This window comes from Pseudoxanthomonas winnipegensis (assembly GCF_030322905.1).
GTDB lineage: Bacteria > Pseudomonadota > Gammaproteobacteria > Xanthomonadales > Xanthomonadaceae > Pseudoxanthomonas_A > Pseudoxanthomonas_A winnipegensis.
The window spans coordinates 4,324,016-4,339,766 of sequence record NZ_CP095475.1 but is presented as its reverse complement, the minus strand read 5'-3'; the positions used below and the strand labels follow the sequence as shown (position 1 = coordinate 4,339,766).

Below are 15,751 nucleotides of genomic sequence, written 5' to 3'. Positions count from 1 at the left end.
CTGACCCCGCCGCCCACCGCCACGGCCATGCGCGTGACCAAGCGCAACGGCGGCAGCGAGGCGGTGGACCTGAACAAGATCGTGCGCGCCGTGCAGCGCTGCGCCGAAGGCCTGCACGCGGTCGATCCGATGCGCGTGGCCACGCGCACCATCTCCGGCCTGTACGACGGCGCCACCACGCAGGAGCTGGACGAGTTGTCCATCCGCACCGCCGCGCTGCTGATCGGCGAGGAGCCCGAGTACGGCCGCCTGGCCGCGCGCCTGCTGGCCAACTTCATCGCCAAGGAGGTCTCCGGCCAGGAGATCCATGCCTTCTCCCAGTCGGTCGCCCGCGGCCATGAGGTCGGCCTGATCAACGAGCGCCTGCTGAACTTCGTGCAGGTCAACGCGCGCAAGCTCAACGACGCCGTCGACGCCGGCCTGGACCGCGAGTTCGAGTACTTCGGCCTGCGCACCCTGTACGACCGCTACCTGCTGCGCCACCCGCACAGCCGCAAGGTGATCGAGACCCCGCAGCAGTTCTTCCTGCGCATCGCCAGCGCGCTGAGCGAGGACGTGCCGGAGGCCCTGGCGCTGTACCAGCGCATGGCGCACCTGGACTACCTGCCGTCCAGCCCGACGCTGTTCAATTCCGGCACCACGCACGAGCAGCTCTCCAGCTGCTTCCTGCTGGACTCGCCGCAGGATTCGCTGGAGTCGATCTACGCCAAGTACGGCGATATCGCGCAGCTGTCCAAGTTCTCCGGCGGCATCGGCGTGAGCTACTCGCGCGTGCGTGCGCGCGGCTCGCTGATCAAGTCCACCAACGGCCATTCCAACGGCATCGTGCCGTGGCTGAAGACGCTGGATTCCTCGGTGGCGGCGGTCAACCAGGGCGGCAAGCGCAAGGGCGCGGCCTGCGTCTACCTGGAGACCTGGCACGCGGACATCGACGACTTCCTCGAGCTGCGCGACAACGCCGGCGACGACGCGCGCCGCACGCACAACCTCAACCTGGCCAACTGGGTGCCGGACCTGTTCATGGCGCGCGTGGAAGCGGACAAGCCGTGGTCGCTGTTCGACCCCAAGGCCGTTCCCGAGCTGACCGACCTCTACGGCGAAGCTTTCGAGCGCGCCTACGAGCAGGCCGAGGCGCAGGGCAAGGCCAGCAAGACCGTGCCGGCGCGCAAGCTGTACGCGCGGATGATGCGCACCCTGGCCGAGACCGGCAACGGCTGGATGACCTTCAAGGACAAGTGCAACAAGGCGTCCAACCAGACCCTGCGCCCGGGCAACGTGATCCATCTGTCCAACCTGTGCACCGAGATCCTGGAGGTCACCTCCAACGAGGAGACCGCGGTGTGCAACCTGGGCTCGATCAACCTGGGCCGCCACTTCGACGAGTACGGCGACTTCGACTACGACAAGCTGGCCGAGACCGTGCGCCTGGCCGTGCGTCAGCTGGACCGCGTGATCGATCTGAACTTCTACCCGATCGAGACCGCGCGCCGCGGCAACCTGCGCTGGCGCCCGGTCGGCCTGGGCTGCATGGGTCTGCAGGACGTGTTCTTCCGCAAGCGCCTGGCCTTCGACAGCGCCGAGGCGCGCGCGATCAGCAGGAAGATCGCCGAGACGATCTACTTCCACGCGCTGGAGACCTCGTGCGAGCTGGCGCAGGAGCGCGGCAAGCATCCGTCCTTCGCCGACACCCGCGCCGCCCAGGGCGAGCTGCAGTTCGACGCCTGGGGCGTGGTGCCCGAGGACACCGCGCGCTGGGACGCGCTGCGCGAGCGCATCCAGCAGCACGGCCTGCGCAATTCGCTGCTGATCGCCATCGCCCCGACCGCGACCATCGCCTCGATCGCCGGCTGCTACGAGTGCGTGGAGCCGCAGGTGTCCAACCTGTTCAAGCGCGAGACGCTGTCCGGCGACTTCCTGCAGGTCAACCGCTACCTGGTGGACGAGCTGAAGAAGCTCGGCCTGTGGACGCCGGAGATGCGTGATGCGATCAAGCTGGCCGAAGGCTCGATCCAGGGCGTGGCGGAGATCCCCGAGGCCCTGCGCCTAGTCTACCGCACCGCCTGGGAGCTGCCGATGCGCTCGCTGATCGACATGGCCGCCGACCGCGGCGCCTTCATCGACCAGTCCGCCTCGCTCAACCTGTTCATGGAGAGCCCGAACATCGGCGCGCTGTCCTCCATGTACATGTACGCCTGGAAGCAGGGCATCAAGACCACCTACTACCTGCGTTCGCGTCCGGCCACCCGCATCGCCAAGGCCACCATCAGCCACGGCGCCAGCGAGGCCCCCAAGCCGGCCTACACCCCGGTCGAGGCGGTCAGCTGCTCGCTTGAGAATCCAGAAGCCTGCGAAGCCTGCCAGTAACGCTTAAAGCCCCTCTCCCGACGGGAGAGGGGTTGGGGTGAGGGTACGGCGGAGTCATTGAAGGCTCCTGTTCCGTGCACTCGCCAACTTCATCCGGCGCCGTGCGCCACCTTCGACCCCGACGGAAGAAGGGAATCTCAAAAAGGCAACACACCATGTCCGCTCAACCCCGTCAGATGCTGCTCGATCCCGGTTTCGAACTGACCCTGCGCCCGATGCGCTATCCGCAGTTCTATGACATGTATCGCGACGCCATCAAGAACAGCTGGACGGTGGACGAGATCAACTTCCAGATCGACATCACCGATCTGCACGACAAGATGACCCCGGCCGATCGCCATCTGATCCATCGGCTGGTCGCCTTCTTCGCCACCGGCGATTCGATCGTGTCCAACAACCTGGTGCTGAACCTGTACCAGCACCTCAATGCGCCCGAAGCGCGCATGTACCTCTCGCGCCAGCTGTACGAGGAAGCGCTGCACGTGCAGTTCTACCTGACCCTGCTGGACAACTACCTGCCGGATCCGGGCGAGCGCGCCAAGGCCTTCGCCGCGGTCGACAACATCCCCTCGATCAAGAAGAAGGCCGACTTCTGCTTCAAGTGGATGGACACCATCCAGGACCTCAAGCGCCTGGAGACGCGCGCGCACCGCCGCCAGTTCCTGCTCAACCAGATCTGCTTCGCCGCCTGCATCGAGGGCCTGTTCTTCTTCGCCGCCTTCGCCTACGTCTACTACTTCCGCTCGCGCGGTCTGCTGCCGGGCCTGGCCTCGGGCACCAACTGGGTGTTCCGCGACGAGAGCTGCCACATGGCCTTCGCCTTCGAGGGCGTGCGCGTGGTGCGCGAGGAGGAGCCGGACCTGTTCGACGCCGACATGCAGCAGCAGGTCTACGACATGCTGGAACAGGCGATCGAGTGCGAGCTGCAGTTCGCCGAGGACGTGCTGTCCGGCGGCGTGGCCGGCATCTCCACCCGCGACATGCGCCAGTACCTGCAGCACTGCGCGGACAACCACTTCGCCAAGCTGGGCATGGCGCGCAAGTACAACGTGCGCAATCCGCTGCCCTTCATGGAGCTGCAGGACGTGCAGGAGCTGACCAACTTCTTCGAGCGGCGGGTGTCGTCCTACCAGGTCGGCGTGCAGGGCGAGGTCGGCTTCGATCACGCCTTCTGAGGGCGCCGCACGACGCCGACGTCGCACTGGAAACGTTTCCGGGTGGAAAAGGTCGCCAAAACACCGCATCTGACTGCCTGACGGGCTTAAGTCGAGGCCAGGCGTGCCGTTAGTCTGGGGGATATCCGTCCCCGCAGACCGCGCTTCCCCGCCATGCACGCCCGTCGCGCCTCGGCGCGCACCATCGCCATGCTCCGGCTCGGTCGCGCCTTCGGCGCGGCGCTGGCGCTGCTGTGCGTGGTCGGGCCCGTGGCCGCACAGGTCGCCTCGCTGCGGGTCTACGGCACGGCCGATGGCCTGCGCAGCCTGGGCGCCGACTGCCTGGTCGAGGATCCGCAGGCCAACGTCTACGCCTGCACCTACGGCGGCCTGTACCGCTACGAAGGCGAGCGCTTCGAACGCGTCGGCGCCGGTGCGGGTCTGGACGATGCCTATGTGATGAACGCCTCGCCGGCGCCGGACGGGCGCGGGCTGTGGGTCGCCACCGCGGCCAACCTGTACTTCTGGGACGGCGACCGGGCCGTGCGCGTGCTCGACCCGGCCGGGTCGCCGCTTCCCTTCGAGGTCGGCCACAACGTCGCGGCGCTGGCCGACGGTGCGGTGGCGCTGAGCCATAGCCGCGCGCTGCGCGCGACCCGCGACGCGGACGGGCACTGGAAGACGCGCGCGCTGTTCGACCGGGCCGCCGAACAGGCCCACCCCGAGCTGGCCGAGCTGGGCGCGGTCTACCGCGATGGCCGCGCGCTGTGGTTCGGCTGCGGCCAGACCGTTTGCCGCCGCACCGACGATGGCCAAGTGCGCGTCTACGGGCCCGGCGACGGCGTGCCGCGCGATGCCTGGACCGCGTTCCTGCGCGACCGTCGCGGCACGCTGTGGGCGCGCAGCCCGCGCCACATCCTGGTGCTGGCACCGGGCGCGACGCGCTTCGAGGAGCGGCCGGTGCCGCCGCCTTCGATGCTGGCCACCACCACGCGCCACCTGGACCTGACCGAGGACCGCCAGGGTCGCGTGCTGACCCGCAGCGACGGCGGCATGCTGCGCTGGGACGGTCGCTGGGAGCGGTTCGACACCCGCAACGGCCTGCCCGATCTTCCGCCCAACGCGCTGCTGGCCAGCCGCAGCGGCGAGCTGTGGATGTCCTACCCCGGCCTGGGCGTGCTGCGCTGGCGCGGCTATGCCGGCGTGGAGAACTGGGGCCCGGGCAACGGCCTGCAGGGCCTGCCCAACTGGTCGCTGGCGCGCGATGCGCAGGGCGCGATGCTGTTCGGCAACGAGCGCGACCTGCACCGCCTGACCGCCGGCGATGGCCGCATCCAGACCCTGCACAATCTGCTGGGCGAGCCGGTGCGCGATGTGTTCGCGCTGACCCTGGGCCCGGACCAGGCGGTATGGGTGGCGCTGTATCGCGGCCAGCTGCTGCGCCTGCAGGGCGACGAGCTGAAGGTCGCCGCGACCCTGCCGGCCAAGCTGCGCCGGATCTTCTTCGACGATCGCCAGCGCCTGTGGCTCTGCACGACCGAAGGCGTGTACCTGATCGACGATCTGGCCCATCCGGTCGCCCGGCGCTTCGAGGCGCTGCCGGCGGTGAGCTTCGGCGATGTCGAGCAGGACGCGCAGGGGCGGCTGTGGTTCGCCGGCAAGGCCGGGGTGATGCGCCTGGAACGCGACGACCGCGTCACCAAGATCCACGCCCAGGGCGACATGCCCAACACGCTGTTCGACAAGCTCTCGATCGGGCGCGACGGCACGCTGTGGCTCAGCGTGGACGATGCGGGCCTGTTCCGCGGCCCGATCGGCTCTGGCGACACGCTGACCCTGAAGGAAGTCGAGGATCCACTGCTGCGCGATGCGATCCCCTACTTCATCCGCCACGACCGCGCCGGCCGGCTCTGGGTCGGCGGCAGCATGGGCCTGGACGTGCTGCAGGATGGCAAGTGGACGCGGCTGCACGAGGCCAACGGCCTGATCAGCGAGGACATCTCCGAAGGCGCGTTCTTCGAGGACCGCGACGGCTCGGTGTGGATCGGCACCTCGCGCGGCGTCAGCCACCTGCTGCATCCGGAGCAGCTGCTGGCGCGCACGCCGGTGGCGCTGCGCATCGCCCGGGTCGAACGCGGCGGGCAGCGCATCGACTCGGGCGCGGTGCTGCCGTGGGAACAGCTGCCGGTGCGCATGACCCTGTCCACGCCCGGCAGCATCGCCGGGACCGACATGCTGAAGTTCCGCTACCGCCTGCGCGATCGCCAGGACGCGTGGATCGAGACCAATTCGCGCACGCTGGATTTCCCGCTGCTGGGCTCGGGCAAGCAGGTGATCGAGGTGCAGGCGCTGGACGTCGGCCGGCGCGCGCAGTCGGAGGTGGTGAGCTTCGGCTTCGAGGTGCGCCCGCCATGGTGGCGCTCGCCGCTGCTGCTGGCGCTGTGGGGCGTCCTGGCGGTCGCGCTGGTCGGCAGCCTGTGGCGCTGGCGCGTGCACGCCATCGTCAAGCACAAGCAGCAGCTCGAACGCCTGGTCGCCGCGCGCACCGCCGAGCTGGAGGCCGACAAGCGCGCGCTGGAACTGGCGCGCACCGCGCTGCAGGTGCAGGCCACCCACGACGGCCTGACCGGCCTGCACAACCGCACCAGCATCATGGAGCAGCTCGAGCGCGAGGCCGTGCGCGCCCATGCCGCCGGGACGCAGCTGGCGATCGCGCTGCTGGACCTGGACCACTTCAAGCAGGTCAACGACACCCACGGCCACCTGGTCGGCGACGTGGTGCTGGCCGGCGTCGCCGACCGCCTGGCCCACAACATGCGCGGCTCGGACATCATCGGCCGCTACGGCGGCGAGGAGCTGCTTGGTGTGATGCCCGGCCTGCAGCCGCCGGCCGGCGAGCGGCTGCAGGCGCTGCACGACGCGGTGGGCGCCAAGCCGCTGGTCATCGACGGCCTCTCGCTGCGCGTGACCTGCTCGATCGGCGTGGCCTGGCTGCAGCCGGGCGAGACGCCCAACGCGCTGCTGCGGCGCGCCGACCACGCGCTCTACCAGGCCAAGCGCGAGGGGCGAAATCGCGTGGTGGTGGCCACGCACGAAGGGATCGCCAGCGACCAGGCCCCCGGCGAGGCCCCGGCGCTGGTCTGATCGCCGCGCGCGGTTCCGGCGCGCGACAATGGTCGCCCGGACTGCCTTCGTGCGTCCGGCCCCCACATCAGGAGTTTGTCCGCATGTCCGAGGCACCCGCCGCCGAAGCCCGCCCCACCGAGGCGCGCCTGTTGCACATGGTCTTTCCCGACCACACCAACCACCTGGGCACGCTGTTCGGTGGCCAGGCGCTGGCCTGGATGGACATGGCCGCCTTCATCGTCGCCTCGCGCTACGCGCGCACCACGGTCGTCACCGCGCGTTCGGAGCAGGTGGACTTCAACCAGCCGATCCGCAAGGGCGACCTGGTCGAGGTCATCGCCACCATCGTCAAGGTCGGGCGCAGCTCGATGAACGTCGACGTGGAAGTGGTCACCGAGGACCTGCTCAGCGGCGAGCGCAAGCTGTGCACGCGCGGGCGCTTCGTGATGATCGCGCTGGATCCGCTGGGGCGCCCGACCGCCGCCCCGCCGCTGCCGGTGGCTAGCGCGCAGGGATGAGATCCGGGCGGGCGGCCGCCGGGTCGTCGATCGCCTGGCGCACCACGTCCAGCAAGTCCTGGCCGTGGTCCTGGTGCAGCTCCCAGAACATCACCCCGCCCAGGCCCTGGGCGCGGGCGTAGGCGACCTTCTCGCGCAGGGCGCGCGGGTCTTCGTAGCTGATCATCTGCGCGCTGCGCGGATTCCACAGCCAGGCCGCGCGCGCCTGCGGATCCCAGTGGGACTCAAAGCCGCCGCTGCCGACCAGGTCGCCTTCCACGATCTGGCGATACGAAATGAAGCCGCCATCGCTGTGGTAGGGCTGCAGCAGCCCCGCCTGCTGCGGCGCGACCTCGCCGAAGCGGCGCCCGTAGAACGCCATGCCCACGTGCAGCTTGGCCGCCGGCACGCCAGCGCGCAGGAAGCCCTCCACCGCCGCCTCGGTCGTGCGCGCATCGGCCGGCGCCAGCCGCGACCGTCCCAGCGCGGCGGCATGCCCGGTGGTCGGGGTCAGGCTGCCGTAGAAGTCGTAGGTCATCAGGTTGATCCAGTCCAGCAGCGGCGCGATCGCCGGCAGGTCCAGGCCCGAGGCCAGCCGACCCTCGGCCGCGGCGATGGTCAGCAGATAGCGGCGCCCGTCGCGCGCGCCCTGCGCGTCCAGCGCCGCGCGCAAGTCGCCCAGCAGCGCGGTGAAGTGCGCCTTGTCGTCGGCGCTGGCGCTGATGCCGGCATCGGCCAGGGTCGGGTACTCCCAGTCGATGTCCAGGCCATCCAGGTCGTACCGGCGCAGCAGGGCCATGGCGCTGTCGACAAAGACCGCGCGCGCCTGCGGCGTGGCCGCCGCCTCGGAGAAATGCCCGGCGCCCCAGCCGCCGATGGAGAGCACCACGCGCAGGCCCGGCGCCGCCTGCTGGCGCAGACGCACCAGCGCGGACAGCGCGGCGGCGTTCTGCGTCGTGCCCAGGCTGACCCGGTGCGCGGCATCGGGCGCGGCGAAGGCGAAGTTGGCCACGTCCAGCTTGGCGGCGGCGCTGGTGCGGACCGGCTCGCCGGCGGTGACGTAGCCGACCAGAGTCAGCGGCTTGCGCGGGGCGGCTGGCTGCGCGGGCGAAGGCGCGCTGGCGCAGCCGGTGAGGGTCAGCAGGCAGGCCAGCACGGCCGACAGGCCGGAAGAGGCGATCAGGCGCATGGCAGGGCCGACAGCGAACGGCCGGCTAGTCTAGCCGCTGACCTGACGCGTCCTGCGGAGGCCTGGGCGGGAACATCAGCACCGTGCCGCGGCCCGGCGGCGCCGGCTGCCACAGCACCGGCACCTCGCGCGGCGAGGGCGGCTCGAGCGTGCTGGCGTCCTCGTCGTGCGCGGCGAGTTCCTCTTCCACTTCCCAGCTGTAGCGCTTGCGCGGCAGCGGCGGGTCGGCGCGGCGTAGCCACCAGGCCGCCAGCAGCCCGGCCACCGCGCCGCCCAGGTGCGCCTGCCAGGACACGCCGGGCTCGCGCGGCAGCACGGTCAGCAGCATGCCGCCGTAGAACAGGAAGGCGATCAGGCCGGCGGCGATCGATGCACGATCGCGGCGCAGCAGGCCCAGCCCGATCACCAGGAACATCAGCCCGTGGCCCAGCCCGCTTGCGCCCAGGTGGCGCGTGCCGGCATCGCCCAGCCACCACGCCCCCAGGCCCGAGCCCAGCCACAGCAGCGGCCACGCACGCAGCGTGGCCTTGGGATACACGCTGCCGGCCAGCGTGCCCAGCATCAGCAGGGCGATGGCGTTGGAGGCGATGTGTTCGACCGAGCCATGCAGCAGCGGCGCGGTCAGGATGCCGACCAGGCCCTGCACGGTGTGCGGCGCGATCGCCAAGGCCCGCCAGTCGAAGCTGGACTGCATCCAGTAGCACAGCACCAGCAGCAGCACGAAGCCCAGCGACGCGTTGAAGGCGCGCAGCAGGCGCCGCCGGTCGGCGCGGGCCTGGGCCTGCGCGTCGTAGCGCGGATCGTCGGGGTGGTAGGCGTCCATCCCGCTTCGATGGCGCCGCCAGGCTGCGAAAACAAGCGCGCCGCGACGTCCCATGGATGGAACGCCGCGGCGCGGGTCGATCACCGATCCGGCAGGCTTACGCCTGCGGACCGGCCTGCGGCTTCTGCGGCCGCACCAGGCTTAGCCACACCGTGACCGCCAGGATGCCGAACACCACGCCCAGCGACACCAGCACCGGGATCTTGACCACATCGATCAGCAGCATCTTGGCGCCGATGTAGACCAGCACCACCGCCAGGCCGTAGGGCAGCAGATGGAAGCGGTCGGCCATGCCGGCCAGCAGGAAGAACATCGCGCGCAGGCCCAGCACCGCGAACACGTTGGAGGTCAGCACGATGAACGGGTCGGTGGTGATGGCGAAGATCGCCGGGATCGAGTCGACCGCGAAGATCACGTCGGTCACCGCGATCAGGATCAGCACCACGAACAGCGGCGTGAACCAGCGCTTGCCATCGCGCTTCACCGACAGGTCGTGGCCGACGTAGCCGTCGGTCAGGCGCAGATGCCTGCGCATGAACTTCAGCGCCGGATTGGCTTCAAGGTCCGGCTCGCTGCCGGCCGAGAACCACATCTTGATACCGGTGAACAGCAGGAACGCGCCGAACACGTACAGCAGCCAGTGGAACTTGGTCAGCAGCGCGGCGCCGGCGAAGATCATGATCGCGCGCAGGAAGATCGCGCCCAGCACGCCGATCACCAGCACGCGCTGGCGCTGCTCCTCTGGCACGGCGAAGTAGGACATCACCATCAGGAACACGAAGATGTTGTCCACCGCCAGCGACTTCTCGACCAGGTAGCCGGTCAGGAATTCCAGGCTGATGCGGTTGGCGTTGGCCGCGTCGATGGTCTGGTGCAGGTACCACCACAGGCCGGCGTTGAAGACCAGGGCCAGGGCGACCCAGCCGATCGACCACCACAGCGCTTCCTTGAAGGTGACCTTGTGCGGGCCGCCGTGGCGCATCAGCACCAGGTCGGCCAACAGGGCGGCGATCACCACCACCACGAATCCACCCCACAGCCAGGGGTTTGCAATTGTCTGCATGCGAATGCTCCACGCGTAAGCCAAGGGACGAAGGCTGCGACGAGTCCAGTGAAGCGCACGGAATCCGGGAAAGAAGGAGATCCGGGACACACACACCTTCGCCGTTGCGGCGAAGGTCTCGCTCACAGCCGGCCCGAGCAGTGGGCCGGTTGCCGCTGGACCGGGGCGTGAAGCCCGTCATGACGATCGCAGCGCGTGGGAGCTACTCCCCTTCTGTGGGCGATTGTCGCGGCGCGGCACGCGTCGGGTCAACGCCCAGACTGAGCAGGTCGTTCAGATCAGGGCCGATCTGTCCGCATTGTCACGGCGCGTCGTCGGCCGCCGACCAGCGCATCGCCGCGCCGGAGGCCGAGCGCGGACCCGGGTAACCCCGCCCGTAGTAGCCGCCATAGGGGCCGCCGCCGAACGGGCCATCGCTCTTGCTGACGTGGATGTCCATGCGCATCACGCTGGTGCGTCCCTCGTCGCTGGTGAACGCCTTGGCCACGCTCAGATCGGCCGCGTTGTAGGTGCTGCTGCCGTAGCCCTTCGAATAGCCGATGCCGGTGGTGAACGCGCCATGCACGTGGGCCTTGCCGTCGTCCAGCTCGGACACCGGCCGCGCCGGGTCGGTGTCCACGACCGGGCCGCTGTGGTCGCCGTAATAGGTGCCCGGCGGATCGCCCGCTCCGGAGAAGCTGGTGTCGTCCTTGAGCTTGAGGTTCAGCGGCTGGGTCTGGGCCAGGGCGGCGAGCGGCGCGCAGAGCAGCAACAGGGAGACGACGGCGATGGACTTCATGGGGGCAGACCTTGCGGTGCGTGTCCGTTGCGCGGTGCGGGCCGTCTGGCCAGCAGGCCGGCAGGGATCACCCATGCACGCTAGCAGCCGCGCCTTAAACCCAGGCTGGCCGGCGCGATGCCTGTCCGTGACGGTGCGTGCCGTCCGCTGGCGCCGGCACGCCGCCAGCGTGCCGCGGGCCGGGGCCGACGGCGTCGGCGCATCGATCGCCCGGGTCGGATCAGTCGCGCTGGAAGGCGTCGCGCTGCGCCAGGCGCGCGCGCAGGGCCTTCTTGTCGATCTTGCCCACGCTGGTGCGTGGCAGCTCCTCGACCACGATCAGTTCGTCGGGCAGGGCGTAGCGGCTGATGGCGCCGCTGTCCACGTGCTGCTGCAGGTGCGCGCGCACGCCCTCCAGCGAGACCTGTGCGCCCTCGGCGGGCACCACGAAGGCCACCGGCCGCTCGCCCCAGCGCGAATCGGCCACGCCCACGTACGAGGCGGCGCAGATGCCGGGGCCGGCCACGGTCAGGTCCTCCATTTGCGCCGAGGACACCCATTCGCCGCCGGTCTTGATCACGTCCTTGAGCCGGTCGCGGATCACCACGCGGCCATCGGCGGCGATGCTGGCCACGTCCTGGGTGTGCAGCCAGCCGCCCCGCCACAAGGCCTCGCCGGCCTGGACGTTGCCGCCGTAGCTGGCCGTCAGCCACGGCGTGCGCGCGACCAGTTCGCCCTGGTGCTGTTCATCGGCTGGCAGCGGCTGCATGTCCGGGTCGACCACGCGCAGCTGCGCCAGCGGGACCGGGTGCCCGGCGCTGCACAGCTCGGTCTCGCGCTGCGCGCCCGGCGCCGCGAACGAGCGCGCGATGCTCAGCACCGGCGCGGTCTCGGACATGCCGTAGCCGGACAGTGCGGTGATGCCCTTGGCGGCCGCGGCGCGATGCAGCGCGCGCGGCTGCACCGAGCCGCCGACGATGATGGTCCAGCGCCGGTCGACCGGGTCCTCGGGGCCGAAGGCGTCCAGCAGCATCTGCAGGATGGTCGGCACGCAGTGGGAGAAGGTCACGCCCTCCTCGCGCCGCAGCCGCAGCAGCTGCGCCGGCACGTAGCGGCCGGGATATACCTGCTTGAGGCCCAGCAGCGTGGCCAGGTACGGCAGGCCCCAGGCATGCACGTGGAACATCGGCGTCACCGGCATGTAGACATCGCCGTGGCGCAGCCCCTGGCCCTCGGGCTGCGTGCCCAGCGTGGTGCCGACGGCCAGCGTGTGCAGCACCAGCTGGCGGTGCGAGAAGGCCACCGCCTTCGGGTCGCCGGTGGTGCCGGTGGTGTGGAAGGTGGTGGCCAGCGCGCGCTCGTCGATGTCGACGAAGGCGTGCCGGTCCTCGGCCGCGGCCAGCAGCGCCTCGTACTCGCCTGCGACGGCCAGCGGCAGCGAGGCCGGCGGCTGGCCGTCATGGGTCAGCACGAAGCGCTCCAGCTGCGGCAGCTGCGTGGCCAGCTGCGCCACCAGCGCGGCGAAGTCGGCGTGGAAGAGCACCACGCGCGCGCCGGTGTCGCGCAGCGTGTAGGCGATCTGCTCGGGCGACAGGCGCACATTGACCGTCTGCAGCACCGCGCCCAGCATCGGGATGGCGAAGTAGCACTCCTGGTAGCGATGGCTGTCCCAGTCCATCACCGCGACCACATCGCCCGGCGAAACGCCAAGCGCGGTCAGGACGTTGGCCAGGCGGTGCACGCGCCGGCCGAACTCGGGATAGTCGTGGCGGCGCCCGTCGCTGCCGAGGATGGACTGGCCGCTGCGGGTCTCCAGCGCGCTGCGCAGCAGCTGGCCCACGTGCAGCGGATAGTCGTAATGGCCTTCGGCCGGCGTGGCGTAGCGCAGGCCCATTGCCCTAGCGCCCCTTGCCCGCGGCCGGCGCCTGGCCGAGGTGGCGGTCGAAGAAGCGCCAGATCACCGCATAGGCCTGGCGCGACTCGGGCAGCTCGGGATCGACGAAGAACGCGTGCCACATGCCGTCCCACACATGCAGTTCGGCGTCCACGCCGGCCGCGTCGAGCAGCGCGTGGCTGTGCAGCACCGAGCTCAGGGCGAAGTCGCGGCTGCCGCTGATCAGCAGCGTGGGCGGGAAGCGGGCGAGGATGGCCTGCGAGTTGGCCGGGAACACCAGCGGATCGGACAGGTCGGCGCCGCGGAAGTACGGGTAATCCGAGAGCCTGGGCGGGCCGGCGGGCACCTTCTGCCCCTCCAGCGCGGCCGAGGTGTAGATGGAATCGCCATCGGGCGCGGCCAGCGATCCGCAGAAGGTGCCGATCGCGCCGGGCAGCGGCAGCTGCTTTGAGATCAGGCGCGCCACCGCCTGCGCGGTGAGATAGCCGCCGGCCGAGCAGCCGTAGATGCCGATGTCCTGCGGGCGGTGGTCGCGCAGCAGCGCGCGGTAGACGGTTTCCACATCCTCGCTGGCGGCGGGGAAGCTGTATTCCGGCCCCTGGCGGTAATCCACCGAGACCACCTTGATTTTGCCCACACCGGCGATCGGGATAGCCTCGGCCAGCGCGCCGCTGCGCGCGCCCCACAGGAAGGCACCGCCGTGCAGGTTGATCAGCACGCGCGTCTTGTTGGCCGGCGCGATGCCGTCGGCCGGCTCGGCCACGTCGGCCAGCACGCCGTCGAAGCGCTGCTCGCTGGTGCGCACCGGCCACAGCTTGCGCATGCGCGCCACGCGGTCGCTGTTCTGCGCGTCGTAGAACGCCCGCGCCGCGGCGATGTCCTGACCCGGGCCCTCGCCGCGGGCCTGCGCATCGAGCATGGCCTGGAGGCGCACGCGCGCCTCGGGCGAGGCGAAGGCCGACAGCGGCACCTGCACGCCGTTGAGCGGCACGCGCGGATCGGGCGTCTCGGCGGCGCGCACCGTCCACATCGAGGCGAACAGCGCGAGCAGGGCCCCACAAGAAAGGATGGCGGTTCTCAACGCGGTGCTCCAGCGGATGGAAGGGGCTCACTCCTGTCCCGCCAAGCTGCCTGATCGCCTGCGCCGGGTCATGCTGCGCCGCACAGGGCGCTTGCCCCCGTCGACTGGCCTTGCCTTGCCTGTGACCTCTGCCGGGACAGGGCCGCGGCACGTCCACGGAAGGAGCCCTCCGCAAGGCCATACACTCGGCCCGGTCATTCGAGGGAGTTTCCGCATGAATCCGATCGCACGGCGCGCGCGCGGCGTGGCCATGACGCTGCTGACCATGACGCTGGTATCCGCCTGCAGCGCCACGCACCAGGCCGTCACGCCTGCGCGGCCCGCGGTGGACACCTCCGCGACCGCCTCGGCCAAGGCGCCAACCGAGCCGACCAGCGCGCAGCGAGCCCTGGCCGCGCGTGCCGCCGCGCTTGGCGCGACCGAGGTCAGCGCCGTGCCTGGCCCGGAGGGCGGCCTGCTGCTGGGCGGCAAGCTCGGCGGCGATCAGTTCGCCGTCGCCATTCCAGCGCGATGGAACCACGATGCTCTGCTCTACGCGCATGGATACTCCACGCCGGGCAGCCCCGTGAACGTGCTCGATGACCCCACCGCCCCGGGCACCGGCGCGACCGGGGTCCTGAAGGCCGCCTACGACGCGGGCCTGGCGGCCGGGCACAGCGCCTATGCCAAGGCCGGCATGGGCGTGGAGACGGCAACGATCAACACGCTGCGGCTGCGCGATTTCCTGGTGCGCCTGGGCGCGGACAAGGTCTATGTCAGCGGCAGCTCGATGGGCGGCAATATCGTGCTCTCGCTGCTGGAGCAGTACCCGCAGGCCTTCGCCGGCGGGCTGGCGATGTGCGGGGTGACCGAGGGCTGGGAGCCGCTGTTCGCGCAGCTGTTCGACATGCGCGTGGCCTGGAACCAGCTAACCCGCGGCACGCCCTACGCCCTGCCGGGCGAGCAGGACGCACTGCGCACCGCGCTGCCCACCGTGCCGCCGCCCGGCGATGCGACCGATCCGGAGCAGTTTCGCGGGACGCAGATGGCCCGCCTCGCCACGCCGGTGCTGGCGCTGTTCAAGGCGGCGCAGGAACGCCCCGACGGGCCCGAGGCGCGCATCGCGCGGCAGGTGGCGGCGATCGGCGGCTTCGAGAACGAGCCGGCCTCGGTCGCCTATCCGCTGCTCACCCTCGCCCTGGGCGCCGACGATCTGCGCCAGACCATGGGCGGCCAGCTGTACGGCAACCAAGGCAAGGTCTATCGCGTGCCGGACATGAGCGCCAAGGAGCTGGCCGTGTTCAACCGGCAGGTGCAGCGCTTCGGCGCCGACCCGGCGGCCATCGCCTACGCGCGGCGCTGGCACCAGGCCACCGGCCGCTTCCAGGTGCCGCTGGTGACGCTGCACAACCGGATCGATTCGCTGGTGCCCTATGCGCAGTCGCAGGGCCTGGGCCGCATCGTCCACCAGGCCGGCAACGACGCGCGCCTGGTGCAGTTCACCGTGCCGGGGGTGAAGGCACCACTGCCGATCGGCGGCGTAGTGGGCTACACGCATTGCGGCTTCGATCCGGCGCAGACGGTGGCGGCCTGGAACGCATTGCACGCGTGGGTCGAGCGCGGCACGCGGCCGTCCGAGGAGCTGGTGCACTGAGCCGCTTGATCGCCTGGGTGGCCGCGGGGCTCGGGGTTTGCGCGCGCAGCGACCGATGCCATCTTTTCCGTGCCAAGCCCGACGCGATGCGACCTCGTCACGCACGCGCCGCGTGCCGACTGGAACGACGGCAGAAGGTTGCTGGCGGTTTCCAAGTGACGCGACACCCG

The 15,751-nt window shown here is 70.5% G+C and carries 11 protein-coding genes; 5 read left to right on the top strand and 6 right to left on the bottom strand.

Translation table 11 applies throughout. The features are described 5' to 3' along the window. Positions 1–27 precede the first annotated feature (27 nt). The 4 genes from MWN52_RS19005 to MWN52_RS18990 all read left to right on the top strand — a co-directional run bounded on the left by MWN52_RS19005 (position 28) and on the right by MWN52_RS18990 (position 7,162). The gene (locus tag MWN52_RS19005; RefSeq protein ID WP_379655795.1) at positions 28–2,364 is read left to right on the top strand and encodes a ribonucleoside-diphosphate reductase subunit alpha; all 2,337 of its coding nucleotides are present in this window, start codon (positions 28–30) and stop codon (positions 2,362–2,364) included. A gap of 155 nt (positions 2,365–2,519) precedes the next feature. Further along, positions 2,520–3,539 carry a ribonucleotide-diphosphate reductase subunit beta gene (locus MWN52_RS19000; RefSeq protein WP_286575884.1) on the top strand — a complete coding sequence of 340 codons (1,020 nt, stop codon included), beginning with the start codon at positions 2,520–2,522 and terminating at the stop codon, positions 3,537–3,539. A 153-nt stretch (positions 3,540–3,692) separates the two neighbouring features. Then, on the top strand, positions 3,693–6,662 hold the full coding sequence (locus MWN52_RS18995; protein ID WP_286575883.1) for a ligand-binding sensor domain-containing diguanylate cyclase: 2,970 nt from the start codon (positions 3,693–3,695) through the stop codon (positions 6,660–6,662). 83 nt (positions 6,663–6,745) lie between these two features. Next, positions 6,746–7,162, top strand: coding sequence for an acyl-CoA thioesterase (locus MWN52_RS18990; protein ID WP_130520681.1), 417 nt, complete (start codon positions 6,746–6,748; stop codon positions 7,160–7,162). Here the strand turns inward: MWN52_RS18990 and MWN52_RS18985 are convergent. From MWN52_RS18985 to MWN52_RS18960, 6 genes are all read right to left on the bottom strand, one after another. Continuing rightward, on the bottom strand, positions 7,146–8,330 hold the full coding sequence (locus tag MWN52_RS18985; RefSeq protein WP_286575882.1) for a glycoside hydrolase family 18 protein: 1,185 nt from the start codon (positions 8,328–8,330) through the stop codon (positions 7,146–7,148). The genes MWN52_RS18990 and MWN52_RS18985 overlap by 17 nt on opposite strands. A gap of 25 nt (positions 8,331–8,355) precedes the next feature. Beyond that, positions 8,356–9,153, bottom strand: coding sequence for a rhomboid family intramembrane serine protease (locus tag MWN52_RS18980; RefSeq protein ID WP_286575881.1), 798 nt, complete (start codon positions 9,151–9,153; stop codon positions 8,356–8,358). 97 nt (positions 9,154–9,250) lie between these two features. After that, positions 9,251–10,216, bottom strand: coding sequence for a TerC family protein (locus MWN52_RS18975; protein ID WP_286575880.1), 966 nt, complete (start codon positions 10,214–10,216; stop codon positions 9,251–9,253). Positions 10,217–10,517: 301 nt separating this feature from the next. Next, entirely contained in the window at positions 10,518–10,994 is a 477-nt protein-coding gene (locus MWN52_RS18970; RefSeq protein ID WP_286575879.1) for a hypothetical protein, read from the bottom strand. 220 nt (positions 10,995–11,214) lie between these two features. Continuing rightward, positions 11,215–12,867, bottom strand: coding sequence for a long-chain-fatty-acid--CoA ligase (locus MWN52_RS18965; protein ID WP_286575878.1), 1,653 nt, complete (start codon positions 12,865–12,867; stop codon positions 11,215–11,217). 4 nt (positions 12,868–12,871) lie between these two features. Then, positions 12,872–13,948, bottom strand: a complete 1,077-nt coding sequence (locus MWN52_RS18960) for an alpha/beta hydrolase (protein ID WP_286575877.1) — start codon at positions 13,946–13,948, stop codon at positions 12,872–12,874. A 214-nt stretch (positions 13,949–14,162) separates the two neighbouring features. On the opposite strand from MWN52_RS18960, the gene MWN52_RS18955 reads away from it, so the two are divergent. Beyond that, positions 14,163–15,581 (top strand): alpha/beta hydrolase family protein, encoded by a 1,419-nt coding sequence (locus MWN52_RS18955; protein WP_286575876.1) that lies wholly within the window; start codon positions 14,163–14,165, stop codon positions 15,579–15,581. Positions 15,582–15,751: the final 170 nt, after the last annotated feature.